The organism is Streptomyces sp. NPDC048415, assembly GCF_040651675.1.
Lineage (GTDB): Bacteria > Actinomycetota > Actinomycetes > Streptomycetales > Streptomycetaceae > Streptomyces.
Genome location: NZ_JBEZKJ010000015.1, coordinates 47,701 through 73,304, shown reverse-complemented (window position 1 = coordinate 73,304; position 25,604 = coordinate 47,701). Strand labels below are relative to the sequence as shown.

22 protein-coding genes are annotated in these 25,604 nt (G+C 71.5%); 15 read left to right on the top strand and 7 right to left on the bottom strand.

The window, feature by feature from the left end; genetic code table 11:
• Positions 1-11 precede the first annotated feature (11 nt).
• From AB0D27_RS13440 to AB0D27_RS13430, 3 genes are read right to left on the bottom strand one after another with little or no spacing between them, the layout of a single operon-like run.
• Positions 12-674 (bottom strand): ABC transporter permease, encoded by a 663-nt coding sequence (locus tag AB0D27_RS13440; RefSeq protein WP_362506736.1) that lies wholly within the window; start codon positions 672-674, stop codon positions 12-14.
• On the bottom strand, positions 674-1,315 hold the full coding sequence (locus tag AB0D27_RS13435) for an ABC transporter permease (RefSeq protein ID WP_362506594.1): 642 nt from the start codon (positions 1,313-1,315) through the stop codon (positions 674-676). The genes AB0D27_RS13440 and AB0D27_RS13435 overlap by 1 nt, the downstream gene beginning before the upstream one ends.
• Positions 1,312-2,349, bottom strand: coding sequence for an ABC transporter ATP-binding protein (locus AB0D27_RS13430; protein WP_362506591.1), 1,038 nt, complete (start codon positions 2,347-2,349; stop codon positions 1,312-1,314). The genes AB0D27_RS13435 and AB0D27_RS13430 overlap by 4 nt, the downstream gene beginning before the upstream one ends.
• 142 nt (positions 2,350-2,491) lie before the next feature.
• On the opposite strand from AB0D27_RS13430, the gene AB0D27_RS13425 reads away from it, so the two are divergent.
• The 3 genes from AB0D27_RS13425 to AB0D27_RS13415 all read left to right on the top strand — a co-directional run bounded on the left by AB0D27_RS13425 (position 2,492) and on the right by AB0D27_RS13415 (position 5,590).
• On the top strand, positions 2,492-4,012 hold the full coding sequence (locus AB0D27_RS13425) for an aromatic amino acid ammonia-lyase (RefSeq protein WP_362506588.1): 1,521 nt from the start codon (positions 2,492-2,494) through the stop codon (positions 4,010-4,012).
• Between the two features lie 32 nt (positions 4,013-4,044).
• On the top strand, positions 4,045-4,893 hold the full coding sequence (locus tag AB0D27_RS13420) for a MurR/RpiR family transcriptional regulator (RefSeq protein ID WP_362506733.1): 849 nt from the start codon (positions 4,045-4,047) through the stop codon (positions 4,891-4,893).
• Positions 4,894-5,020: 127 nt separating this feature from the next.
• Positions 5,021-5,590: a hypothetical protein gene (locus AB0D27_RS13415; RefSeq protein WP_362506585.1), complete on the top strand. Its 570-nt coding sequence runs from the start codon at positions 5,021-5,023 to the stop codon at positions 5,588-5,590.
• A gap of 10 nt (positions 5,591-5,600) precedes the next feature.
• On the opposite strand, the gene AB0D27_RS13410 is transcribed toward AB0D27_RS13415, so the two are convergent.
• Positions 5,601-7,082, bottom strand: a complete 1,482-nt coding sequence (locus tag AB0D27_RS13410) for a diaminopimelate decarboxylase (protein ID WP_362506582.1) — start codon at positions 7,080-7,082, stop codon at positions 5,601-5,603.
• A gap of 148 nt (positions 7,083-7,230) precedes the next feature.
• Between AB0D27_RS13410 and hutU the strand changes: the two genes are divergently transcribed.
• The 4 genes from hutU (at position 7,231) to hutI (ending at position 12,756) form a co-directional block, all read left to right on the top strand.
• A complete protein-coding gene (gene hutU, locus AB0D27_RS13405; protein ID WP_362506579.1) occupies positions 7,231-8,895 on the top strand; it encodes a urocanate hydratase in 1,665 nt (554 codons plus the stop codon).
• A 122-nt stretch (positions 8,896-9,017) separates the two neighbouring features.
• Positions 9,018-10,220, top strand: a complete 1,203-nt coding sequence (locus AB0D27_RS13400) for an allantoate amidohydrolase (protein WP_362506730.1) — start codon at positions 9,018-9,020, stop codon at positions 10,218-10,220.
• Positions 10,217-11,551 carry a formimidoylglutamate deiminase gene (locus AB0D27_RS13395; RefSeq protein WP_362506576.1) on the top strand — a complete coding sequence of 445 codons (1,335 nt, stop codon included), beginning with the start codon at positions 10,217-10,219 and terminating at the stop codon, positions 11,549-11,551. The genes AB0D27_RS13400 and AB0D27_RS13395 overlap by 4 nt, the downstream gene beginning before the upstream one ends.
• 35 nt (positions 11,552-11,586) lie before the next feature.
• The gene (gene hutI, locus AB0D27_RS13390; protein WP_362506574.1) at positions 11,587-12,756 is read left to right on the top strand and encodes an imidazolonepropionase; all 1,170 of its coding nucleotides are present in this window, start codon (positions 11,587-11,589) and stop codon (positions 12,754-12,756) included.
• Between the two features lie 9 nt (positions 12,757-12,765).
• Here the strand turns inward: hutI and AB0D27_RS13385 are convergent, their stop codons facing one another.
• Positions 12,766-14,352, bottom strand: coding sequence for an RICIN domain-containing protein (locus tag AB0D27_RS13385; protein ID WP_362506571.1), 1,587 nt, complete (start codon positions 14,350-14,352; stop codon positions 12,766-12,768).
• Positions 14,353-14,637: 285 nt separating this feature from the next.
• Positions 14,638-15,558 (bottom strand): RNA polymerase sigma factor SigF, encoded by a 921-nt coding sequence (locus AB0D27_RS13380; protein ID WP_362506727.1) that lies wholly within the window; start codon positions 15,556-15,558, stop codon positions 14,638-14,640.
• Positions 15,559-15,809: 251 nt separating this feature from the next.
• On the opposite strand from AB0D27_RS13380, the gene AB0D27_RS13375 reads away from it, so the two are divergent.
• The 6 genes from AB0D27_RS13375 to AB0D27_RS13350 all read left to right on the top strand — a co-directional run bounded on the left by AB0D27_RS13375 (position 15,810) and on the right by AB0D27_RS13350 (position 21,308).
• Positions 15,810-16,178 (top strand): STAS domain-containing protein, encoded by a 369-nt coding sequence (locus tag AB0D27_RS13375; RefSeq protein ID WP_362506568.1) that lies wholly within the window; start codon positions 15,810-15,812, stop codon positions 16,176-16,178.
• A 278-nt stretch (positions 16,179-16,456) separates the two neighbouring features.
• On the top strand, positions 16,457-17,002 hold the full coding sequence (locus AB0D27_RS13370; protein ID WP_362506565.1) for an ATP-binding protein: 546 nt from the start codon (positions 16,457-16,459) through the stop codon (positions 17,000-17,002).
• 156 nt (positions 17,003-17,158) lie between these two features.
• Positions 17,159-17,866 (top strand): LPXTG cell wall anchor domain-containing protein, encoded by a 708-nt coding sequence (locus AB0D27_RS13365; protein ID WP_362506562.1) that lies wholly within the window; start codon positions 17,159-17,161, stop codon positions 17,864-17,866.
• Between the two features lie 33 nt (positions 17,867-17,899).
• Positions 17,900-18,847, top strand: a complete 948-nt coding sequence (locus tag AB0D27_RS13360; protein WP_362506559.1) for a hypothetical protein — start codon at positions 17,900-17,902, stop codon at positions 18,845-18,847.
• Positions 18,844-19,944 (top strand): hypothetical protein, encoded by a 1,101-nt coding sequence (locus AB0D27_RS13355; RefSeq protein ID WP_362506556.1) that lies wholly within the window; start codon positions 18,844-18,846, stop codon positions 19,942-19,944. Before AB0D27_RS13360 ends, AB0D27_RS13355 begins: the two co-directional genes overlap by 4 nt.
• A 62-nt stretch (positions 19,945-20,006) precedes the next feature.
• Positions 20,007-21,308 (top strand): hypothetical protein, encoded by a 1,302-nt coding sequence (locus tag AB0D27_RS13350; protein ID WP_362506724.1) that lies wholly within the window; start codon positions 20,007-20,009, stop codon positions 21,306-21,308.
• 143 nt (positions 21,309-21,451) lie between these two features.
• Here the strand turns inward: AB0D27_RS13350 and AB0D27_RS13345 are convergent, their stop codons facing one another.
• Positions 21,452-22,948 (bottom strand): oligopeptide:H+ symporter, encoded by a 1,497-nt coding sequence (locus AB0D27_RS13345; protein ID WP_362506553.1) that lies wholly within the window; start codon positions 22,946-22,948, stop codon positions 21,452-21,454.
• A gap of 490 nt (positions 22,949-23,438) precedes the next feature.
• Here AB0D27_RS13345 and AB0D27_RS13340 point away from each other — a divergent pair, with 490 nt between their 5' ends.
• Complete coding sequence (locus tag AB0D27_RS13340) at positions 23,439-24,116, top strand: response regulator transcription factor (RefSeq protein WP_018566970.1); 678 nt, start codon at positions 23,439-23,441, stop codon at positions 24,114-24,116.
• A 172-nt stretch (positions 24,117-24,288) separates the two neighbouring features.
• Positions 24,289-25,566: an ATP-binding protein gene (locus AB0D27_RS13335; RefSeq protein ID WP_362506550.1), complete on the top strand. Its 1,278-nt coding sequence runs from the start codon at positions 24,289-24,291 to the stop codon at positions 25,564-25,566.
• The last annotated feature ends 38 nt before the right edge of the window (positions 25,567-25,604 follow it).

Below are 25,604 nucleotides of genomic sequence, written 5' to 3'. Positions count from 1 at the left end.
GCTGGGTGCTCCTAGGCGGGGCGGTGGCGGAAGAGGATGCGCTGGAGCGCGGAGAGGGCGAGGTCGAGGACGACGGCGACCACGGCCACGAGCACCGCGCCGCCGAGGACCTGCACGAGGTCGCGCTGGGCGAGGCCGTCGAAGACGTAGCGGCCGAGGCCGCCGAAGGAGACGTACGCGGCGATCGTGGCCGTCGCGACCACCTGGATCAGGGCGAGCCGCAGGCCGGTCATGATCAGGGGGAGCGCGAGCGGCAACTCGATCTGGAGGAGGACCTGGTGGCCGCGCATGCCCTGGCCGCGTGCTGCGTCCTTCACGTCCGGGTCGACGGCGCTCATGCCCGCGTACGTGTTCGTCACGATCGACGGGACCGCGAGGGCGACCAGCGCGATGTACACCGGCCACATCGACAGACCGCTCGCCAGGAAGACTAGGACGACCAGGCCGACGGTAGGCAGCGCCCGTCCGAAGGAGGAGAGGTTGATCGCGAGGAAGGCGCCCTTGCCGGTGTGTCCGATGAGCAGGCCCAGCGGGAGCGCGATCGCGGCGGCGACGAGTGTGGCGAGCAGGGAGTACTGGAGGTGCTCGGCGAGGCGGTGGCCGACCCCGTCCGTGCCGGACCACTGATCGCCGCTGACCAGCCACTTGCCGAGGTTCTTGAAGAGTTCGTACATCAGGCTCGCCGCCTCGTCCACGGGGTGAGTACGTACTGCACGGCGACCAGCAGCGCGTCCGCGACCAGGGCCAGCAGGAGCGTCAGGACGACGCCGACGATGACCGGCGTCGGGAAGTTGCGCTGGAAGCCGTCGGTGAAGAGCTGGCCGAGTCCGCCGTCGCCGATGTACGTCGCCACGGAGACCAGCGAGATCGACATGACCGTGGCGATCCGCACGCCCGCCATGATCACCGGCAGCGCGAGGGGGAGTTCGACGGTCAGGAGGGTGCGCAGCGGGCGGGTGCCCATGGCTTTCGCGGCCTCCTTCGTCTTCGTCGGGACCGAGTCGAGGCCCTCGACGGTGTTCCTCAGCAGGACGACCAGGGTGTAGATCGTCAGGCCGATGACGGTGGTGGTGCGGGTGAGGCCGCTCACCGGCAGCAGCAGGACGAAGATCGCGATCGACGGGATCGTGAACAGCACGTTCGAGAGGCCGAGCAGAGCGCCGCGCAGGGGGCGGACCCGATGCGCGACGACCGCCAGTGGGAGCGAGATCACCAGGCCGAAGAAGACGGCGGAGAGCGCGGCTTCGAGGTGGGAGACGGTGAGGGCGGTGAGGTCGTCGGTGTGGCCGCCTATCCACGACCAGTCGATGGTCATACGGCGACGCTCGCTTCGGTGTGGGCCCGGCCCGCGTGCTCGTGGATGTCGTCGCGGGACGAGACGCCGGTGAGGACGCCGTCCGCGTCCACGCGGGCTATGAGTCCGGTGGGGGAGGCGATCGACTCGTTGAGCGCGGCCAGCAGGGAGTCGGTGTCCTTCAGGGGGCGTACGGGGAGTTCGGCGTCGCCCGTCGAGCGCCAGTGCCGCGGCCGGCGGGCCTCGTCGAGGACGAGGGTCCAGGCGCCGCCCTCGGGAGCCGGGCCCCGGGGCACGTCCACGAGGGTCTTCAGGGAGAGCAGCTTCAGCCCGCGCTCCGCGCCCAGGAAGTCCGCCACGAAGTCGTCCGCCGGGCGGGCAAGCAGCTCCGCGGGCTCGGCGCACTGCACGAGATGCCCGCCGGTGCGGAAGACCGCGATCCGGTCGCCGAGCCGTACCGCCTCGTCGATGTCGTGCGTGACGAAGACGATGGTCTTGCTCAACTCCTTCTGCAGGCGCAGCAGTTCGTCCTGGAGCTGGGTGCGTACGACCGGGTCGACCGCGCCGAAGGGTTCGTCCATGAGCAGGACGGGCGGGTCGGCGGCGAGTGCGCGGGCGACGCCGACGCGCTGCTGCTGGCCACCGGAGAGCTGGTGCGGATACCGCTTGCCGGCGTCGGCGCTGAGGCCGACGGTGTCGAGCAGCTCGGCCGCCCTGGCCCGTGCCTTCTTGCGGCCCCAGCCGAGGAGGAGGGGCACGGTGGCGATGTTGTCGAGCACCGAGCGGTGCGGGAAGAGCCCCGACTGCTGGATGACGTAACCGATGGAGCGGCGCAGCTCGGCGGCGTCCTGCTGGAGGACGTCCTTGCCGCCGACCCGGATGGTGCCGGAGGTCGGATCGACCATCCGGTTGACCATCCTGAGGGTGGTCGTCTTACCGCAACCGGAAGATCCGACGAGGACGGTCACGCCGCCTTCCGGCATCTCCAGGGAGAGGTCGTGGACTGCTGTCGTGCCGTTCGGGAAGCGCTTGTGGACCGCGTCGAACTGGATCATGAGGTGTCCCTTGCCCGGCCTGCATATCGTCATGCAGAGTTCTCTGTACTTGAATAGGTTGTCAACGGTCCGGTGTTAATCGCTGGTTACTTATGACCACCAGGCAAGATCCAATGTCCGGGTTGAGGGGAGTTTGGGCGTGATGTCGTCTCAGATCGTGGACACGCCGCATGCGGTGGCATCCTCGGCGGCGGTGGGCCTCGTCGTCCTGGACGGGTGCGGAACCGGTGTCGACGACGTCGTACGCCTCGCCGACGGGCTCGCGCGGCCGGTGCCGGGCACCGAGGCGATGAAACGCGTCGAGGAGTCCTGGGACGCGGCCCGGCAGATCGCCGCGACCGGGCGCGTGTACGGCCGCTCCACCGGCGTCGGCGCCAACCGGAACGAGGACGTGCCCACCGAGGCCGCCGCGGACCACGGCCTGCGCCTGCTGCGCAGCCACGCCGGAGCCATCGGCGAGGAACTTCCCGCCCGCCAGGTCCGCGCCATGCTCGCCGTCCGCGCCAACCAGCTGCTGGCCGGCGGCGCGGGCCTGCGCCCCACCGTCGTCACGGCCCTGTGCGAGGCCCTGGAGACCGGCGCGTACCCCGTGGTCAACGAGTTCGGCTCGGTGGGCACGGGCGACATAGCGGCGCTCGCCCAGGTGGGCCTCGCGCTGGCGGGCGAGCATCCCTGGCGGGAAGCGGCGGCTCCCGAACCCCAGCCCCTCGACAACAACGACGCCCTCGCGCTGATCAGCAGCAACGCGCTCACCCTCGGGCAGGCCGCGCTCGCGCTGCACGAGCTGCGCGGACTGATCGGGGCCACCCAGGTGGTGGCCGCCCTGTCGCTGCACGCCGTCGACGGGTCGCACGAGGCGTACGCGGCGCCCGTGCACGCCGCCCGGCCGCACAAGGGATCGACCGAAGTGGCCCGCTGGATGCGGGAGTTGATCGGCGCGGCGGACCGGCCCACGCCGCCGCTCGGACGGATCCAGGACCCGTACGGCTTTCGGTGTCTCCCGCAGATCCACGGACCCGCGCACGACGCGGCGGACGCGCTGGAGGCGGTCCTCGCGGTGGAGATCAACGCCGCCGCCGAGAACCCGCTCATCTGCACCGAGGACATGGCCGCGTACCACCACGGCGGCTTCTACCAGGCCCAACTGGCCCTCGCACTCGACCACTTCAGGCTGGCCGTCACCCAGGTGGCGCGGCTGTCCACCTCCCGCCTGTCCACGCTCAACGAGCCCGCCTACACCCGCCTTCGCCCCTTCCTCGCCGACCACGAACCCGCGTCGTCCGGCGTGATGATCCTGGAGTACGCCGCCGGCGCGGCCCTCGGCGATCTGCGGGCCTTCTCCGCGCCCGCCTCGCTCGGCCACGCTGTACTCTCCCGGGGCGTCGAGGAACAGGCGAGCTTCGCCTCGCTCGCCGCGCGCCAGACACTGCGGGCGTGCGGTGCGTACCGTCTCGTCGTCGGCTGCGAACTCGTGGCCGCCGTACGGGCGCTGCGCCAGCGCGACCTGCGGCCCGAGCCGGAACTGCCGGCCGGCCGGGCGCTGGAGCTGGCCGAGTCGGTGCTCGAGGCGGAGCAGGCCGACCGGCCGCTCACGGACGACGTGACGGCCGCGGCCGCACTGCTCGACCGGTTCACGGACATCTGGAGGGGGAGCACGTCATGAGCGTGGACAGGGGCACGGACAGGAGCACGGACATGGGCGCGGGCGTGAGCGACAGTCCCGCCGCGCGGCTGCAGACACTCTTCGAGGGGCACCGGCTCACGCCGACCCAGCGGCGCATCGCGCACAGCATGGTGCGGCGCGCCGCCGACGTGCCCTTCCTGTCCAGCGTCGAGCTGGCCGAGCTCGCCGGGGTCAGCCAGCCCTCCGTCACCCGCTTCGCGGTCGCCCTCGGCTTCGACGGCTACCCGGCGCTGCGCAAGCACCTGCGCGAGGTCGCCCCGGCGGAACCGGCCGCGGACATCGCCTCGTACAACGAGTACCAGCAGGCCGTCGAGGCCGAGATCGAGAACCTGAGGCATCTCGCGGAGGTGCTCGCCGATCCGCGTCCGGTCCAGCGCGCGGGCCGTCTGCTCGCCGCGTCCCGCCCGCTCCCCGTCCTCGGGCTGCGCGCCGCCGCCTCCCAGGCGTACGGCTTCGCGTACTTCGCCGCCAAGGTCCATCCGGACGTACGGCTGCTGCACGAGGGCGGCACGATGCTCCACGACCGCGTCGACGCGGCCGTCCGGGCCGGGGCGACGGCACTGCTCTGTTTCGCGCTGCCCCGCCACCCGCGCGAGGTCGTCGACTCCCTCGCCTACGCCAAGGAGGCCGGGCTGACGGTCGTCACGGTCGCGGACTCCGCGTTCGCGCCGGTGGCCAAGGTCTCCGACCTGCTGCTCCCCGCCGCCGTCGGCACCGGCCTCGCCTTCGACACGGCCTGCGCCCCCATGCTGCTGGGCCGAGTCCTGCTGGAGGCGATGTGCGACGACCTGCCGGACGCCCAGGCACGCCTCGAGGAGTTCGACGCGCGGGCGACGGCCCGGGGGTTGTTCGTGGAGTAGCGGGGCGGGCCGTCGGCGCGGGCTGGGCGTGGTGGTGTGGGGTGGGCCGGGGTTCTCAGATTCGTCTCACTTTTCGCCGCTAATCTGCGCGCCCGAAAGGGCTGTGCCGGGAGTGAGGAGGCGGGACGTGGTGCGCGGAGGACAGGGGCTGGCTCGGGTGGCCGTCGTCGTGAGGGCCGGAGCCGCACCGCTGTGGTGGTGCGGGGTGTTCGCGGCCGGTGTCGGGGTGCTGGTGCCGGGGCTGACCGGGCGCCGGATCGGTGTGATGGCCGGGGCCGCGCTGTTCCTCGTCACGGCCGCCGTACTGGCGTCCTGGCGCCGGAAGCGGTATGCCGCCCTGGTCCGCTCGGCCGCTCGCGCCGGCAAGCACGACGTCCTCCAGGATCGCGCCATGACGGTACGCAACTGGCGCCGGGGCCATCGCTGGTGGCTCGTGCTCGCCTTCGTGGCAGCGCTCGGCAGCTCGTTCGCGGTGCCCGCCGCGGGCGGCATGCTGCTCGCCGGAGCGGGCGTCGGGCTGTGGCTGAAGGCCGGCTGGCTCGGGCGCCGCGAACGCGCCGAGCAGGCTCTGATCTGGGTGCGCGTCGACTGGCTCGGCCGCCGCGCGGGCGCCCCGGCGGGCAAGCCGGTGAAGGCCTGCCGGGCCACCGGCGTCGCGGCCGGTGACGCCGCGCCCGGCGGAGCGCGGCGCCGCTGACCCCGTTGGGTCAACCGGCCGTATCTCCGGGACGGTTGAAGCCGCCCGGAAGGCCTGCTTCCCCCGAGGAGAACCAGAGCCCCGTGAGCGCCGACGGACGCGTCCCGCCCGACTCCGCGACGATCTCGTCGAGCGTCTGCGGCTCGCGTACGACGGCGAAACGCACCCCACCCTCCCCGTCCGGCGCGAAGCCGTAAATACCGGGGCGGGCAAGGGAGTTGTACGCGTAGTGATGGGCGAAGTAGTACGCGCCCGTGTCCAGTACGGCCGCGTGGTCGCCCTGTTCGAACAGCGGCAGCGCGCGCGCCTCGGCGAGCAGGTCGCCCGCGAAACAGGCGGGCCCCGCGATGTCCTGGACCACGTCCGGCCCCGCCTTCGGGCGGCCCTTCGCGTCGTACGCGGCGATCCGCAGCGGCCACAACGCGGGCGCGTACACCGTACGGGCCGCCACCTGCACTCCGGCGTGCGTGACAGCGACCGCCCGGCCCCCGGCGGACTTCGTGTACTCGACCCGCGCCACCACCGTCCCGTGCTTGGCCAGCAGCGACCGCCCGAACTCGGTGACCAGCCCGTACCGCCCGTCGAACAGCCCCGGCACCGCCTCGGCGAGCAGCCGCGCGTACTGCGCGTATGTCGGGGCCGTCGCGTCCGAGGCGAAGTTGACCGGCAGCCCGCCGCCGATGTCGAGCGTGTCGATCTGCCGCCGCCCGACGCGCCGGTTGATCTCCTCGGCCAGCGCGTACGTCTCCGCCACGCCCCGCGCCATCAGCGAGAGCGGGATGCCCTGCGACCCCGAGTGCGCGTGCAGCCGGGTCAGCCAGGGGCGGTCGGCATACGCCCGCACGATCCACTCACGGGCCCCCTCGTCGCGCAGCGCGATCCCGAACTTGGAGGTCGCCGTCGCCGTGGACAGCGCCTCGATCGAACCGCCGCCGACCTGCGGGTTCACCCGGATTCCGATGGGGGAGGCGGTGCCGACGGACCGTACCGTCGCGTCGATGCGGTGCAGCTCCTGCGGATTGTCCGCGTTGACCGCGATCCCCAGCGCCAGCGCCTCGCGCAGCTCGGCGGACGTCTTGGCGGGCGAGTCGAGGACCGTCTGCGCGGGTGGGACCCCGGCGGCCCGGGCGAGGGCCAGCTCCCCGGGGCTTGCCACCTCCGCGCCGATGCCCTGCTCGTGCAGCAGCCGCAGGACAGGTACCAGCGGGGTCGCCTTGACCGCGAAGGCGTGCAGCACCGGGGTGCCGGGGGCGGTCACCGCGTCGAAGGCGGCCCGCAGAGCGGCTGCCGAGGCCCGGATGCCGGGAACGTCCAAGAGCGCGACGATGGGGGTTCCCGGCCCGAGCAGACGTTGCTCCACGGCGGCCCGGACGGCTTCGTCGCGCCGGGAGACGCGGTCGGCGTCCCCTTCCGCGAAAACCTCTGAAGACACCGCAGCCCCACTCGCCCCGTCGCCCACTGGATTCCCCGTCCTGTCCCGGTCTGCGCCCATACATCCCAGCCAAACACCCACGGCGCGCCCGCGCTGGCCCACTCACCTATTGACTAGCTCTATTCAAGAAGTCAGGATGTGAATAGCTACTGCAACAGTCCGGTGGAACAGTCCGCACAGCCGGAACATCCCGCATAGGAGGCAGACCATGTCAGGACCCCGCCCCGTCCGAGCGCCGCGCGGTACGGAACTGAGCGCCCTGGGATGGCAGCAGGAAGCCGCCCTGCGGATGCTGCAGAACAACCTGGACCCCGAGGTCGCCGAGCACCCCGACAAGCTCGTCGTCTACGGCGGCACCGGCAAGGCCGCCCGCGACTGGCGCTCCTTCGACGCCATGGTGCGCACGCTGCAGACCCTGAAGCAGGACGAGACGATGCTCGTCCAGTCCGGCCGCCCCGTCGGCGTCATGCAGACCCACGAGTGGGCCCCGCGCGTCCTCATCGCCAACTCCAACCTGGTCGGCGACTGGGCGAACTGGGAGGAGTTCCGGCGCCTGGAGGCCCTCGGCCTCACCATGTACGGCCAGATGACCGCCGGTTCCTGGATCTACATCGGCACCCAGGGCATCCTCCAGGGCACCTACGAGACCTTCTCCGCCGTCGCCGCGAAGAAGTTCAACGGCACCCTCGCGGGCACCATCACGCTGACCGCCGGCCTCGGTGGCATGGGCGGCGCCCAGCCGCTCGCCGTGACGATGAACGACGGCGTCGCGATCTGTATCGACTGCGACCCGCGTGCCATCGAGCGCCGCATCGAGCACCGCTACCTGGACGTTCGCGCGGATTCGCTCGAGCACGCGCTCCAGCTCGCCGTCGAGGCCCGCGACCAGCGCAAGCCGCTGTCCATCGGTCTCCTCGGCAACGCCGCCGACCTGCTCCCGCGCATGCTCGCCGAGGGCGCCCCCATCGACATCGTGACCGACCAGACCTCGGCCCACGACCCGCTGGCCTACCTCCCCCTCGGCCTCGACTTCGACGACATGGCCTCCTACGCCGCCAAGGACCCGGCCGGCTTCACCACCCGCGCCCGCGAGTCCATGGCCCGGCACGTCGAGGCCATGGTCGGCTTCATGGACGCCGGTGCGGAGGTCTTCGACTACGGCAACTCGATCCGCGGCGAGGCCCAGCTCGCCGGGTACGACCGGGCGTTCGCCTTCCCCGGCTTCGTCCCCGCCTACATCCGCCCTCTCTTCTGCGAGGGCAAGGGCCCCTTCCGCTGGGCGGCCCTGTCCGGTGAGGCCTCGGACATCGCCAAGACCGACAAGGCGATCCTCGACCTCTTCCCCGAGAACGAGTCCCTGCACCGCTGGATCAAGATGGCCGGCGAGCGCGTCCACTTCCAGGGCCTGCCCGCGCGTATCTGCTGGCTCGGCTACGGCGAGCGCGACAAGGCCGGCGAGCGCTTCAACGACATGGTGGCGTCCGGTGAGCTGGCCGCCCCCCTGGCCATCGGACGCGACCACCTCGACTGCGGTTCCGTCGCCTCCCCCTACCGGGAGACCGAGGCCATGCTCGACGGCTCCGACGCGATCGCCGACTGGCCGCTGCTGAACGCCATGGTGAACGTGGCGTCCGGCGCGTCGTGGGTGTCCATCCACCACGGTGGCGGTGTCGGCATGGGGCGCTCCATCCATGCCGGGCAGGTCTCCGTCGCCGACGGCACGAAGCTCGCCGGCGAGAAGATCCGCCGGGTGCTGACGAATGACCCCGGGATGGGGGTCATCCGGCATGTGGACGCCGGGTACGACATCGCCGAGTCCGTCGCCGATGAGCGCGGCGTCCGCGTCCCGATGCGGGAAGGCGAGTCCGCGTGACCCAGCGTGAAGCCGCGCCGTTGGCGCGGGGCGGCAACTCCCCCGTGGGGGCGGCGGCCTCGTCGCCGTCCGCGGGTCCGCCTGGCGGCTCCGCAGAGCCTGGTGCCTCCTCCTTCCACGACATGTGGCGTGAGCTGAAGCCCATGGGGCGGCACCCGGAGTCCGGTGGATACCGCCGGTTTGCCTGGACCGGGGCCGATGCCGACTGCCGGGACTGGTTCAAGACGCAGGCCGAGTCGCGTGGGCTGACGTACGAGGTGGACCGGAACGGAAATCAGTGGGCCTGGCTCGGGGATCCCGCCGCGGGAGACGCCGTCGTCACCGGGTCGCATCTGGACTCCGTGCCGGACGGCGGGGCGTTCGACGGGCCCCTCGGGGTCGTGTCGTCGTTCGCCGCACTGGACGAACTGCGGGCCCGCCGGGTCGAGTTCACCCGGCCGCTCGCCCTCGTGAACTTCGGTGACGAGGAGGGCGCCCGGTTCGGGCTGGCGTGTGTCGGCTCACGGCTCGCCGCGGGGCAGCTCACCGTCGAGCAGGCGCACAAGCTCACCGACGCTGCCGGCATCACCCTCCCGCAGGCCATGGAGCGTGCCGGGTACGACCCCTCCGCCATCGGGCCGGACCCCGAGCGGCTCGGCCGGATCGGCGCCTTCGTCGAGCTGCACGTCGAGCAGGGCCGTGCCCTGGACCTCAGCGGCGACCAGGTCGGCATCGCCAGCGCCATCTGGCCGCACGGCCGCTGGCGGTTCGACTTCCGGGGCGAGGCCAACCACGCCGGCACCACCCGGCTCGTGGACCGCCGGGACCCGATGCTGTCGTACGCCGAGACCGTGCTCGCCGCCCGCCGCGAGGCACGGCTCGCGGGCGCCGTCGCCACCTTCGGCAAGATCTCCGTCGAGCCGAACGGCGTGAACGCCATCCCCTCCCTCGTCCGCGGCTGGCTCGACTCCCGCGCCGCCGACCAGCCGACCCTGGACACGGTCGTCACCGGCATCGAGAGGGCGGCCCGCGAGTACGCGGACGCGCACGGCGTCGCACTCGACATCGTCCGCGAGTCGTTCACCCCCGTCGTGGAGTTCGAGCACGCCCTGCGCGACGAACTCGCCCGCATCCTCGGCAAGGAGGCGGGACTGACCGTCCCCGTCCTGGGTACGGGCGCCGGACACGACGCGGGAATCCTCTCCGGCACCGTCCCGACCGCCATGCTGTTCGTACGCAACCCCACGGGTGTCTCGCACTCCCCGGCGGAGTACGCCGCCGAGGACGACTGCGTGGCCGGGGTGACCGCACTCGCCGACGTACTCGAAGGGCTGGCCTGCAGGTGACGCAGACGTACTGGCTGGAACACGCCTGGCTCGACCCCAACGTCGAGCCGGGCGTCGCCCTGGACGTGAGGGACGGGCGGATCGCGGAAGTCCGCACCGACACCGCGACCCCGCCCCCTGGCGCCGAGATCCTGCGCGGACTCACCCTCCCAGGGCTCGCCAACGCCCACTCGCACGCCTTCCACCGCGCCCTGCGCGGCACCGTCCAGGTCGGCTCCGGCACCTTCTGGACCTGGCGCGAGATCATGTACGCGACGGCGGAACGGCTCACTCCCGAGACCTACCACGCGCTGGCCCGCGCGGTGTACGCGGAGATGGCGCTCGCGGGCGTCACGGCCGTGGGCGAGTTCCACTACGTGCACCACGCCCCGGGCGGCACCCCCTACGCCGACCGGAACGCCATGGGCGAGGCGCTCATCGCCGCCGCCGACGCCGCCGGGATCCGCATCACCCTCCTCGACACCGCCTACCTCTCCTCCGGCTTCGGGCGGGCCCCCGACCCGCGCCAACTCCGCTTCTCCGACGGCACGGCCGACGCCTGGGCGGAACGCTCTTCACTTCTCAAGGACCGGGATCACGCACGGATCGGTGCGGCCATTCACTCCGTAAGGGCCGTGCCCGCGGGGCAGTTGGCGACGGTCGCGCGCTGGGCCGAGGAGCGGCGGGCCCCGCTCCATGTGCACCTGTCCGAGCAGACCGCGGAGAACGACGCCTGCCAGGCCGCCCACGGCTGCACGCCCACCCGGCTGCTCGCCGACCACGGTGTGCTCGGGCCGCGCACGACCGGCGTCCACAACACCCACCTCACAGCCGAGGACATCGCCCTGATCGGCGGCTCCGGGACCGGCACCTGCATGTGCCCGACCACCGAACGCGACCTCGCCGACGGGATTGGACCCGCCGTCGCCCTCCAGCGAGCGGGCTCGCCCCTCTCCCTCGGCTCCGACAGCCACGCCGTCATCGACCTGCTCGAAGAGGCCCGCGCGATGGAGCTGAACGAGCGGCTGCGCACCCGCACCCGCGGTCACTGGACGGCCGCCGCCCTCCTGCGCGCCGCCTCCGCCGACGGCCACGCGGCCCTCGGCTGGGGTGACACGGGCACCCTCGAAGCGGGCGCGCGCGCCGACTTCACCACGATCGCCCTCGACTCGGTCAGAACAGCGGGGCCGCTGCCGCGCCTCGGCGCCGAGACGGCCGTATTCGCCGCGACGGCGGCCGACGTACGCCACACGGTCGTGGCGGGCCGGCATGTCGTGCGAGACGGCGCGCACACCCTCGTACCGGATGTGCCGACAGCGCTCGCGGACGCCGTCGAAGCCCTGCGCGCCTGACGCCCGCCCACAGCCTCATAGCCGACAAGGACGCCATGAGCACCGTCATCACCAACATCGCCAGTCTGGTCACCAACGATCCCTCCCTCGGTGACGAGTCCCCCCTCGGTCTGATCCAGGACGCGGCCGTCGTCATCGACGGCGACCGTGTCGTATGGACCGGTGAATCAAGCAAAGCACCCGCCACTGACAATCGGGTCGACGCCGGTGGCCGGGCGGTGATCCCGGGCTTCGTGGACTCCCACTCGCACCTCGTGTTCGCGGGCGACCGCACCCAGGAGTTCAACGCCCGCATGTCCGGCCGCGGCTACACGGCCGGCGGCATCCGCACCACCGTCGCCGCCACCCGCGCCGCCACCGACGAGGATCTGGAACGCAACCTCACGCACTACCTCCGCGAGGCCCTGCGCCAGGGCACGACGACCTTCGAGACGAAGTCGGGCTACGGCCTGACCGTCGAGGACGAGGCACGGGCCCTGCGTATCGCCGCAGCCCACACCGATGAGGTCACCTACCTCGGCGCGCACATCGTCTCCCCGGAGTACGCCGACGACCCGGCCGCGTATGTGGCCCTGGTGACCGGCGAGATGCTCGACGCCTGTGCCCCGTACGCCCGTTGGGTCGACGTGTTCTGCGAGAAGGGCGCCTTCGACGGCGACCAGGCCCGCGCGATCCTCACGGCGGGCAAGGGGAAGGGCCTGCACCCGCGCGTCCACGCCAATCAGCTCTCCTACGGCCCCGGCGTCCAGCTCGCCGTCGAACTCGACGCCGCCAGCGCCGACCACTGCACACACCTCACGGACGCCGACGTGGACGCCCTGGCCAATGGCCGGACCGTCGCGACCCTGCTGCCCGGCGCCGAGTTCTCCACCCGCGCCGAGTGGCCCGACGCCCGCCGCCTGCTGGACGCGGGCGTGACCGTCGCGCTCTCCACCGACTGCAATCCGGGTTCGTCCTTCACGTCCTCGATCCCGTTCTGCGTCGCCCTCGCCGTACGGGACATGCGCATGACCCCGGACGAGGCCCTCTGGTCGGCCACGGCGGGCGGTGCGGCGGCCCTGCGCCGGGACGACATCGGCCGCCTCACGCCGGGCGCGTACGCGGACCTGACGCTGCTGGACGCGCCCAGCCACGTCCACCTCGCCTACCGACCGGGGGTTCCCCTGGTCGCCGGCGTCTGGCGGCGCGGCGTACGCGAGGTCTGAGGGCAGAGGCTAGGAGGCCCCCCGCCGCCATCGTTGCCCCGCGCCCCCGTCCAGCGGCAGCAGCGACAGACCGCCGTCGCCGTCCGGCGTGAGTGCCGTCTCGATGGCGACGGCCGGGCGGATCACGCCGTCGTCGTCCACGGTGAACCGCAGGTTCTCGCCGTTGTCGCCGTCGACCGACGCGCACTCCCAGATCCCGACGCCGTTGTCGACGGAACCGCGGCTGTCCAGGCAGAAGTCGGAGTCGGCGTACGACTGGAGGACACCGCGGGAGGCGTCGACGCGCCAGCGCTGGGTGGGGGAGGAGCCGCAGGCGGCCGTGACGACGTCCGTGCCCTTTTCCAGGTCGCCGTCGCGGATGTCCAGGCATCGGCCCGAGGCGACGTTCACCACCTGCGCGTATGTGCCGTTCGGCGGGTACGTCGGGGAAGGCGTGCGGGTCGGCTTCGGACTCGGCGACTTCGACGGGGCCGTACTCCTCGTCGGTGACGGTGACGGTGACGGCGACGGGGAGGTGGAGGTCGCGGAGGGCGAAGGGGTCGGCGGGGTCGCGGAGACCGTCGCTGTCACCGTCACCGAGGGCGGGCCGGCCGGGGTGCTCACCGAGCCCGCCGCGTCCGGGGACGGAGAGCCCGACGGCAGCAGGAGCAGCAGCGGCGCGAGCGCCACGCCGAGGGCCGCCGAGGCCAGGACGAAGCGCCGGGACGGCGGCCGGTTCCCCGGCTTCGCACGGGACCAACCCGCCGCCCCTGTACGGGGGTCGGCTCGCGGCTCGCCTGTGCCGTGCAGGACGTACGCCGTGCCCGCCCAGGGGAGCAGGCCCTCGGCCAGGGCGGTGCGCGGGTGGTCGCGCAGGGCGGACACTTCCTCGTACGCCGTCGTGCAGTGCGGACAGTGCGCCATGTGGGCGTGCAGGTCGGAGCTGGAACGAGGGGTGTCGGGCCGTACCGCCTCCTCGATCAGCCGGCGGAAGTCGGCGCAGCGCGGATCGTCGGAGGCGGCGAGCCGTGACCTCAGACAGGCCTGGCCCAGGGACTGAAGCGCGGGCTCGGTGCCGTACGTCACGTCCGCACGGGTGAGGCCGAGCAATATGGCCGTCCGCTCCGCGGTCTCCCGCTCCACGATCCCGTACCAGATGAGGCCCTGGGCGCGGGAGGGGAGCGACTGGAACGCCGCGAGCATGGGCGGGACGGGGCCGTCGGAGCCCGCCGTGTTCAGCACCAGGAGCAGACCGGCGTCCAGGCCGGCGGCCCGCTCGTCCGTCGCCCAGGACGCGGCCACCCGCCCGGTCAGCAGCAGGAGTTGGTGCCGCCAGGGGACGCCGGGACCCCTGCCGCGTGCCGTCTCCCGGGCCGCGAGGGTGAACGCCTGCGCCGCGAGCTGGCCTGCCGCCGACTCGCTGGCGGAGCACAGGCGGGCGTAGGCGAGAACCGACGGGCGGTGCCGGCCGCGGAGTTCCAGGAGGGCCGGGTACGCGATGGCGGTGGCGGCGCTGAGCAGCTCGGTGAGCCGCGCGTCGGACGCGCCCGCGTGAAAGCCGCCGCCCCCGGCGACCTCGCTTCCGGCATCATTGTCGGCCCGGTCGCCCTGAGCCATGTGTCGGCCTCCTCGCACCCCGTGCGGTCACTCGCCCCCGTCCTGACGTACCGGCCAGTTTGAGGTGCCCATGGTGATGGAGGTAGCCCTTTGAACAAAGAGGAGAGAGGTTTCTCCGGGTAACCGAGGAAGATCTCCGGCAAACGAGGCGAAGGTCCGGAAGACGCAGCGCCACCACCGCCGTGGGAGGCCGAGGGCGGCCCGGCCTCGATGATGGCGTCGGGCCGCCCTCGGCCTCCACCGGAGGCGGCGGGGACGCGAACCGCTGCCGGTTCGCGGGCCGTGTCACTCCTCGAGCGTCAGCCCCTTGCGCAGCCGCACCAGCGTGCGCGACAGCAGCCGGGAGACATGCATCTGGGAGATGCCGAGTTCGTCGCCGATCTCGGACTGGGTCATGCCCGCGACGAAGCGCAGCGAGAGGATCTGGCGGTCGCGCGGCGGGAGTTCGGCTATCAGGGGTTTCAAGGACTCGACGTACTCGATGCCTTCGAGTCCGTGGTCCTCGTAGCCGATGCGGTCCGCGAGCGCGCCCTCGGAGTCGTCCTCCTCGGGCTGGGCGTCCAGCGAACTGGCCGTGTAGGCGTTCGAGGCGGCCATGCCTTCGACGACCTCGTCGTTGGTGATGCCCAGGCGCTCCGCCAGCTCTCCCACCGTCGGGGCGCGATCCAGCTGCTGGGCGAGTTCGTCGCCCGCCTTGGCCAGGTCGAGCCGGAGTTCCTGCAGTCTGCGCGGTACGCGCACGGACCAGGAGGTGTCGCGGAAGAAGCGCTTGATCTCGCCGACGATCGTCGGCATCGCGAAGGTGGGGAACTCGACTCCGCGGCTGAGTTCGAAGCGGTCGATCGCCTTGATCAGGCCGATCGTGCCGACCTGGATGATGTCCTCCATCGGCTCGCTGCGGGAGCGGAAGCGTGAGGCGGCGAACTTCACCAGCGCGAGGTTGAGTTCGACGAGCGTGTTGCGGACGTACGAGTACTCGTACGTGCCTTCTTCGAGGGACTCGAGCCGCTCGAAGAGCGTCTTGGACAGGGCCCGTGCGTCCACCGGCCCCACCTCGTCGTACGGGGGGATCTCCGGCAGTCCGGCGAGTCCGTCGAAGCCGTGGGTTTCTTCGGTTCCCGCGGTTTCGGCGAAGCGCTCCGGGTACTCCGGAGGGGGTGTCGACGTCGCCGTCTGGGTCTGCGATGCGTCGAGCCGGGGTGACATGATGTCCTCCATCGTTCTCGGCATATGGCCGCCGATGCCAATACGTGCACTGCGGTGTGCGGCGCCTCCAAAGCCGGCCGTGTTCGGATACGTGTCTCTACTAGCCCTACCCGCTTTCCCAAGGTTGTCGCAAGTGCGTTACGTGGGGAAATGTCCGTTTCCGGGCGGTTGTTCGGGTGTCGGGAGGCGTGGGGAAGGCGTAGTGTTCGAGGGCGTACATCACTAGTCGCGACGCTCGGGAGAGAGACGGCATGGACCGCGGGACGGTCGGCAGCGCACAGTCGGGCCGGCTTCTTGTCGAGGTGCGGGAAGAGGGCTCAAGCGCCGTCGTGACCCCCTCGGGTGAGCTGGATCACCACACGGCCGACTTGTTGCGCGAACCACTCGAAGGCTGCCTCGAAAAGGGGTACGCCCGGCTGGTCGTCGACTGCTCGCGCCTGGAGTTCTGCGATTCCACCGGGCTGAACGTGCTGCTCGGCGCCCGGCTGAAGGCCGAGGCCGCGGGGGGCGGGGTTCATCTGGTCGCGATGCAGCCGGTGGTCGCCCGGGTCTTCGAGATCACCGGGGCGGAGGCCGTCTTCACCGTCCACGAGACGCTCGAAGCGGCCCTGGCCGACTAGCCCGACGGGCCTGTCCGCGTCAAAGTTATGCCTCAGGTCCCCCTGCGTGATCGATACGTTATCCGCGTCACACGTTCCGTGCCGAATAAGTGGGTGTTCGGACGGTTCGGTCGGGCAGGAGACATCCTGAATGTGCCGACGGCGCATATGTCGGCAGCCAAAGCGGTGAAAGCCGTTGATCCACAAGCTCGACCCGCAAGTTTGATCCGCCCGTACTGAGCCTTGAAACGTACTGAGTCTTGAATCGTGAACCGGTGAATCGGTGAGGTGAAGCGCTGATGAGCACCACCCGGCCTTACTCGCCGGGCGACCGCGGCCCGGAGTCGGGCGACGGCGGCGCTTCCGGGGCGTCCACGGACGGTGTGCCGTCCGCAGACGGCGCGTCCCCGGACGGCGTGGCCGTCCCCTCCGTCGGCCGTCGGGCCCGCAGGCTGAACTTCGACGGTCACAGCGGTGTCGTGCCGCTCGCCCGTGACTTCGCCCGGCAGGCGCTGTACGCGTGGGGCTGGCTGCCCGCCGCGAGCGCCGACCAGCGGGCCGCCGCCGAGGACGTCCTGCTGGTCGTCTCCGAACTGGTCACCAACGCCTGTCTGCATGCCGAGGGCCCGGACGAGCTCTGGATCGCCTGCGACAGCAAGGTGTTGCGGATCGAGGTCTCCGACCGGGGTGCGGGCCAGCCCGCCCCGCGCACCCCGCATCGCGCCGGACGCCCCGGCGGCCACGGGATGTTCATCGTGCAGCGGCTGTGCCTGGACTGGGGGGTCGTACGCGCCCCGGGGGTCGCGGGCAAGACGGTCTGGGCGGAACTCGGCGCCCCTGCCTAGGGTCTGTCTGGGGTTACCGTGGGTTCGAGCTTCACTCGAACCCCTATTCGTGCGCGCGGGATCAGCACAGATCCGGCGCGCACTTTGTCTTCCCTCGGCAAGGCCCCGGGCGTACCTTGACGGCCGATCTGATGTGCCGTCAGGAATGAGGGGACCGTGTCGAACCGGACGTATCCGAAACGAACCGCCGCGCTCGCGTTCGCCGCGGCACTGGCCGGCTCGGCGGTGCTGATGGCCGCCCCCGCAGCCCAGGCCGACGTGGTGGACGTGAACTACCAGTGCAAGACGCCGATCGGCGACAAGAGCGCCGTCTCGCCCATCGACATCAAGAGCGTGCAGAGCGGCGGCGGCTACAAGCTCACCATGTCCTGGCAGAAGGGCGTCTCCTCCAGCCCGGTGGAGCTGGGCAAGGGGGCGATGTCGCCGAGCGCCGTCATCAAGGTGGCCGGCGCGGACAGCGGCACGGTGGCCGTGAGCGGCCCGGCCAACGCCGCCGCGATCCCCGCCAACACCCCTATTAAGATCAGCGACTTGAGCGGCACGTACACACCGAAGAAGACCGGCAAGGTCACCTTCACCGCGGGCGTGCTCACCATCAAGGCGCTGGGCACGACGACCACGTGCACGCCCTCGAACAACCCCAAGCCCTCGCTGACCCTCGACGTGACAGCGGCGAGCGGCGGTTCGGGTTCGTCGGGTTCATCGGGCTCGAGTCAGGCGGGCTCGGACTCCGGGGGCCAGCTCCCGCAGACCGGCCCCGAGGACTCGGCGATCGCCCTCGGCACCCTCGGCGGCACGGTGCTGCTCGCGGGCGCGGCGGGCGTGCTGTGGCTGACGCGCAGGCATCAGGCGGTACGCCGCTGACGCCTCGTACGTCGGACTTTCCGGGAGCCGCCGATGCCGTACGCACTCTCCCCTGCCCGTGTGCTGGGCCTGACCTTGGTATTGCTGAGCACGGCACCGGTGGCCACGGCCGCTGACGGCTGGTCCGTCGTGCCGGCCGCCGGCGGCGCATCCGACGGACGGCCGTACGTCTACGCGGAGGGCGCGCCCGGCACGGTCCTGCAGGACTCCGTGTCCGTGCTCAACCCGGGCGGGCGCGCGCTCACCGTCCGGCTGCGCGGCGCGGACGCCGACAACACCGCGGGCGGCGCCTTCACCGTGCGGAAGAAGTCGACGGACGCCGGCGCGTGGATCGGCTTCGCACGCCAGGAGGAGGGGCGGCGCGTCGCGGTGCGCGCGCTGTCCGTACGGGTTCCCGCGCACACCCGCGCCGACGTGCCGTTCACGGTGAGTGTCCCGGCGGGGGCGGCGCCCGGTGACCATCCCGGCGCGATCGTCACGAGCGGCGGCGGACGCTCCTCGGCGGTGCGGGTGCAACTGCGGGTGGCCGGACCGGCGTTGTCTGCGCTCACCGTCGAACACGTCACCGTGCGGGCCGGCCGGATCTCGTACGAACTGGTCAACCGCGGCACCACCGTGCTCACCCCGAGGCTCGCCGTGCACGCCGACGGTGTCTTCGGCGCACTCCTCGACCGGGCCCCGCGCACCCTGCCCGTCGAGCTCCTGCCGGGCCGCCGCGTCGCGCTCAGCGAGCCGTGGCGGGACACCCCGGCGCTGGACGCGGCCGACGTGCGGCTGACGGTGACGGCGGCGGGCGGGGCGCGCGACACGGCGTCCGCGTCGGCGCGGTTCGTGCCGTGGGGCGCCGTGGCGGGCGTCGGGGGCGGCCTCGCGGCGGTGGGTGCCCTGTGGGCCGTACGGCGTCACAGGCGTCGTAGGCGGGGCGGCGGGGCGAGTGAAGCGCCGCGTAGGGAAGTCGAGTTGACGGGAGCGGTGTCGTGAGCGTCGTTGGTGGCAAGGTGCGGATTCCGGCGCTGGTGGCGCTCCTGGCGCTTGTTCTGGTCCCGCTGGCGGGGATCGCCCCGGTGTCCGCCGCCGAGAAGCCGGGCGTGAAGCTGTCCAAGTCGCAGGCGGGAACGGGTGGTTCCATCACCGTGACCGGCAGCGGGTGGCGGCCGAAGGCGCTGCTGATGATCCTGATCTGCGGCCAGTCGGTGCCCTCCCGAGGGGTGATCGGCGGCACCAACTCCTGTGCCAACGCGGACGGTCGGGCCGTCACCACCGACGCCAAGGGCAACTTCAGCAAGAGACTGCCGGTCGCCGAGCCGCCCAAGCCGTGTCCGTGCGTGGTGCACGTCGCCACGGTCACCGGCGCGAAGGCGGAGACGGACGCCATCTTCATGGTCGCCGGGCACTCGGTCGAGCCGCTGCCGAAGGAGGAGAGCGGCGGGCGTCTCTCCGTGCTGACGGACACCCGGCTCGACGGGTCGAGCGGTCTGCTCACCTGGTTCGGCTCGCCGCCGTCCCGAAAGCTCGTCTTCACGGTCGGCAACGTCGGCACCGCCGCCGTGAAGAACCCCGTCTTCCAAGTCGGCACCTCCCACGGGGTGTTCGCCCCACAGTGGGAGGAACAGCAGTGGCGCGGCACGATCGCGCCCGGCCGGAAGGCGCGGATCACACTCCCGGTCGAACTGTCGGCCGGTGCGCACGGCGACTACACCGTCTCGCTGAAGTACGGCGGGAAGGTGCTCGCCGAGCAGCCGTGGGGCGTGGGCCGCCCCTGGGGCGTGACGCTCTTCTGGATCCTGCTCTGCGTGGTCGTGCCGGCGGCGGTGTTCCGGGTCGGGATGGCCGTGGTGGACCGGGTGCGTCCGCGCGGTTCACACGGGCGGGTCCGGCGCCACCGGGGCCTCAGGATGCCCGAACTCACCGTACGCATGCCGAGGTTGAGCCCCGCACCGGTGGCTCCGAAGACCTCCTCGAACCCGACCCTGCCATGGTTCGCCCCGGACAACGATCCGGGGACCGCGGCGAACGGTCAGCTCTCCGCACCGCAAGACAACAGTCCGACGACGCAGACGAGAAAGGGACCCACGTGAGCGAGCAACGGAGAGTGGTACCGACGCCGGGGCGGAGAGTGAGCGCGGCCGGTCTCGCGCTGATGCTCGGCGGCGCGGGCATCCTGCTGGGTGTGGCCGCGGCCCCGGCGCAGGCCGCCGAGGTGTCGTACAAGACGGAGTGCGTGCCGCCCTCGATCTCCGGGCTGCCCCCGGTCGAGGGCACCACGAAGGTGGAGATCACCGCGCCCGCCGAGGCGAAGGTGGGCGACGAGGTCACCATCACCTGGAAGTTCGTCCAGGCGGCGTCCAAGAACCCCGACGTCCTCGACCTCGAGAAGGACACGGTCAAGCCGACCGGCACACTGAAGGCGGCCGGCGCGCAGACCGCTGACATCGCCATGGAGGGGCCCCGGTCGAACCCGGCGATCCCCAAGAACAGCGACATGAAGCTGTCCGACATGACGGGCAAGCTGAAGCTGACGGCGGCGGGTGACGTCACGCTGACCCCTGACGCGTACAACATCAACGTCAGCAAGCCGATCTCCACCGACACCAAGTGCACGCCGAAGGAGACGGTGAACCCGGCGGCCACGATCAAGGTGACGGGGAGCGGCGGGACTTCGGGCGGTACGACGGGCGGCCTCCCGACGGTGACACCGACACTGCCGACGGGGCTGCCGACGCTGCCGACACAGCTGCCGACCGGTTCGTCCACCCCCTCACCGAGCACGAGCGTGAGCGCGAGCGGCGGTGGCGACACGGGCGGCTCGTCCGGGGGCGGCAGCGGTGGTCAGGCGGACTTCACGGGCAAGGAAGTCTCCATCCCCTACGCGTGCAAGACGCCCATCGGAGACAAGAACGCCACCTCCCCCGTGCAGATCAACGCGAAGAAGGACGGCGGGAGTTACGGCCTCACCGTCCAGTTCAAGAAGTCCGTGATGGACAGCCCGGCCGACATCCCCGCCGACTCCGTCAAGCCGTCCATGGAGGTCGTCCTGGGCGGCTCAGACAAGGGCACGGTGCACGTCGAAGGGCCGACCAACGCCCAGCAGATCAAGTCCGGCGACCCGATCGAGATCCCCGACCTCACCGGCACCTACAAGCCGGGCGCGAGCGGCAGCTCGACCCTCTCCCCGGGCGTCCTGACCGTGAAGGCCCTCGGCACGACCACGACCTGCACCCCCACGAAGTCGCAGGTCTCCCTCACCCTGGACACCACCCAGCAGGCGAGCGGCGCCTCAGGAGGCGACTCCTCGGGCGGTACGTCATCCACCGGCGGCGGCCTCGCGGAGACGGGTTCCGACAGCCACGGGGCGCTCAAGGCGCTCGGTCTGGTCGCGGGCACGGTGATCCTGCTCGGCGGAGCGGTCTTCACGTTCATGCCGGGCCGGCGCCTGCGCTGACCCTTCCGGTGCCGGGAGCGGAGCGGCGGGGATGCTGCCGCTCCGCTCCCGGCACGGCTGAACACGGGACGCAAGGAGCGCAAGAAAAAGGACCCCGCAGCACCTGAGGTGCTGCGGGGTCCTCGTGCTGAAGCCGAGGTGCGTCAGTGCACGTCGCCCATCAGCTGCTTGACCTTCTTGCGGTACATCCACACCGCGGCGCCGGCGATCACGGCGAGCGTGGCCTCCAGGGCGACGATGCCCGTCTTGTTGAGGTCGACCTCGGCGATGGACAGGAGGCCGGTGGTGGCGTCGCCGGCGGTGACGGCGAGGAACCAGACACCCATCATCTGCGAGGCGTACTTCGCGGGGGCCATCTTCGTGGTGACGGAGAGGCCGACCGGGGAGAGCGTCAGCTCACCGACGGTCTGCACGAAGTAGATCGCGACCAGCCACATCGCGGCGGCCTTGTGGCCGTCCTGGGCGATCGTCAGCGGGGCCAGGAAGAGGAAGAACGACGCGCCGATCAGGATCAGACCCGACGCGAACTTCGTGGCCGTGCTGGGCTCCTTGCCGCGCTTGTTCAGCGCCAGCCACGCCCAGGCGAAGACCGGGGCGAGCGCCATGATCATGACCGGGTTGACGGACTGGTACCAGGAGACGGGGAACTCCCAGCCGAGGATGGTGTTCTCGGCGGACGAGTCGGCGAAGATCGACATCGTCGAGCCGCCCTGGTCGTAGATCATCCAGAAGACGGCCGCGGCGACGAAGAACCAGATGTACGCGGACATCTTCGACTGATCGGCGCGGTCCAGGTCCTTGTCCCGCTTGATACGGCCGATGACCACGATCGGGATGATGAGACCGGCGAGCGTGATCGGGACCAGCAGCCAGTTCAGCGTGTAGTGGCCGGAGAAGCCGACGATCGAGTAGAAGACGACGGCGACGGCGGCCCACATCGCGGACTTGCGCAGCGTCGCGACCTTCTCCTCGGCCGACAGCGGCGTGGGGATCTCGTGGGAGCGGGCGTTGAGGTGACGGCCGCCGAGCAGGTACTGGGCGAGACCCAGGGCCATGCCGAGCGCGGCGAGCGCGAAGCCCAGGTGCCAGTTCACGTTCTCACCGACGGTGCCGATGATCAGCGGGGCGGCGAAGGCGCCCAGGTTGATGCCGATGTAGAAGAGCGTGAAGCCACCGTCACGGCGCGGGTCGTCCGGGCCGTCGTAGAGGTGGCCCACCATCGTGGAGATGTTGGCCTTCAGCAGACCGGAACCGATCGCCACGAGGCCGAGGCCGCCGTAGAACGTGCCGGAGGAGGGCAGGGCCAGCGTGAGGTGGCCCAGCATGATGATGACGCCCGCGACGGCGACCGTCTTGCGGGGGCCGAGAACACGGTCGGCGAACCAGCCGCCGGGCAGGGCGAGCAGGTACACCAGCGACAGGTACACCGAGTAGATCGCGGTCGCGGTGGCCGCGCTGAGGTGCAGGCCGCCCGGTGCCACCAGGTACAGCGGGAGGAGTGCCTTCATGCCGTAGTAGGAGAATCGCTCCCACATCTCGGTCATGAAGAGAGTGGCCAGTCCGCGGGGGTGGCCGAAGAAGGTCCTCTCGGAACCGGGGGTGCCCGGGGTGACCGAGTCCTTCGTCAGGCTGGACGCCATGGTCGTTCCTTGCTGGTCGGGACGCGCTGCTTGAGCGTCGCGCGCCCGGTGGGGGGCGGCCGGCACCGGCGGGGTTCGACCGTTCACCCCACGCCCACGGGGAGTCCGCTCCGGATTGCGAAGCGGTGAACGGCGACCACCGGGATCCACGCCCTTCGCGCGTCGGCGCGCTCGGGCCCGGCCACAGGTCATTCCTTTCGAGGCTGGCGAACACCAGCCCGCACACAAAAGAGACCTTCAGCGTCAAATACTCGCCAAAGGTCCCCGTGTGGTGCTACAGGCGTCTGGTCACCATACGACATGTCAATGCGGCATATGGAAGGACTTGAGACATGGATCACAGGTGATAATGGAACCACGGACGCTTATTCGAAGGTGCTTACCAGGATCGCATCCCACAGCCGCAGGTAAGAATCGCCCTGATGGAGGGTGTGAATCACGGAGGCCGATCACCCCACTGGTGTCGTCCGCGGCGGACTACCATCACCCCATGACCCGTGTACTGCTCGCCGAGGACGACGCGTCCATCTCGGAGCCGCTGGCCCGCGCACTGCGCCGGGAAGGTTACGAGGTCGAGGTGCGCGAGGACGGACCCACCGCACTCGACGCCGGAATGCAGGGTGGCGTCGACCTGGTCGTGCTCGACCTGGGCCTGCCCGGTATGGACGGCCTCGAAGTGGCTCGCCGGCTGCGCGCCGAGGGGCACACCGTCCCCATCCTCATCCTGACCGCGCGCGCCGACGAGGTGGACACCGTCGTCGGCCTCGACGCGGGCGCCGACGACTACGTGACCAAGCCGTTCCGTCTCGCCGAACTCCTGGCCCGGGTCCGGGCCCTGCTGCGGCGCGGCGCTGCCGAGCCGCAGCAGCCGCCCGCCACGCACGGCGTGCGCATCGACGTCGAGTCGCACCGCGCCTGGATGGGCGACGAGGAACTCCAGCTGACGGCAAAGGAGTTCGACCTTCTACGGGTCCTCGTCCGGGACGCCGGCCGGGTCGTCACCCGCGACCAGCTGATGCGCGAGGTCTGGGACACCACCTGGTGGTCGTCGACGAAGACGCTGGACATGCACATCTCCTGGCTCCGCAAGAAGCTGGGCGACGACGCGGCGAACCCTCGGTACATCGCGACGGTGCGGGGAGTGGGCTTCCGCTTCGAGAAGAGCTGAGCGGTTCCGGCCCGTCCGGTGTGCGAGGACGGGCGCGGAGCGCGATTACGGGGGGGGCCGGGGGCGGAGCCCCCAGGTACGGGACGGGTAGGGGGCGGAGGGGGCGAAAACCCCCGCCCCGGTGCAGCGCCAGGCACACTGGTCACCGTAAGCAACCCGCCCGGAGGGCCCCGTGCGTCGCCGTCTCATCCAGTCCACCCTCGCCGTCGTGCTCGTCGTGATCGCCGTCTTCGGCGTCTCCCTCGTGATCGTCGAGACCCGCACGATCAGCAACAGCGCCCAGGAGCGGGTGGACTCCGAGGCGCTGCGCCTGGCCAGCATCGTGGACAGCCGCATCCTCGGCGACGAGAACATCACCGCGGAGATCTTCAAGAACCAGGTCACGGACGACCGCTACGCCGTGATCCGCATCCCCGGCCGGCCGGCCATCGAGGTCGGCAAGGAGCCCACCGGCGACGTCATCCACTCCACCGCCGACGGCGAGAGGGGCGAGACGGTCACCGTCCAGGAGCCGCGCTCCTCGGTGACGAGGGAAGTCGGCCGTACGCTCCTGATCATCGGCGCCGTCGCTCTGCTCGCGATCGTCGCCGCCGTCCTCCTCGCCGTACGGCAGGCCAACCGCCTCGCCTCCCCACTCACCGACCTCGCCGAGACCGCGGAACGGCTCGGCTCCGGCGACCCCCGCCCGCGCCACAAGCGGTACGGCGTCCCGGAGCTGGACCGGGTCGCCGACGTCCTGGACGGCAGTGCGGAGCGCATCGCGCGCATGCTCACCGCCGAGCGCCGCCTCGCCGCCGACGCCTCCCACCAGCTGCGTACGCCGCTCACCGCGCTCTCCATGCGCCTGGAGGAGATCACCCTCACCGACGACCCGGACACGGTGAAGGAGGAGGCGACGATCGCGCTGACGCAGGTCGAGCGGCTCACGGACGTCGTCGAGCGGCTGCTCACCAACGCGCGCGACCCGCGCACCGGCTCCGCCGTCTCCTTCGACCTCGACGAGGTCATCAAGCAGCAGCTGGAGGAGTGGCGCCCGGCCTACCGCAGCGCGGGCCGCGCCATCGTCAGCTCGGGCAAGCGGCATCTGCGGGCGGTGGGCACGCCGGGCGCGGTCGCGCAGGTCCTGGCGGCGCTGATCGAGAACTCCCTGATGCACGGCGGCGGCACCGTCGCGCTGCGCACCCGCGTGACCGGCAACCAGGCCGTCATCGAGGTCACGGACGAGGGGCCCGGCGTCCCCGCCGACCTGGGAGCCCGCATCTTCGAGCGCACGATCAGCGGCCGCAACTCCACGGGGATCGGCCTCGCCGTCGCCCGCGACCTCGCGGAGGCCGACGGGGGCCGCCTGGAGATGCTCCAGGCCCAGCCCCCGGTGTTCGGTCTGTTCCTCTCCCGCACCCCGATGAAGAGGCCACCGATGCCGGTGGACGAGGAGCGGACGGTCAGGTAGGTCGACCGACCGAGGTGCCCGCGCCCCGCCGCGAGGAG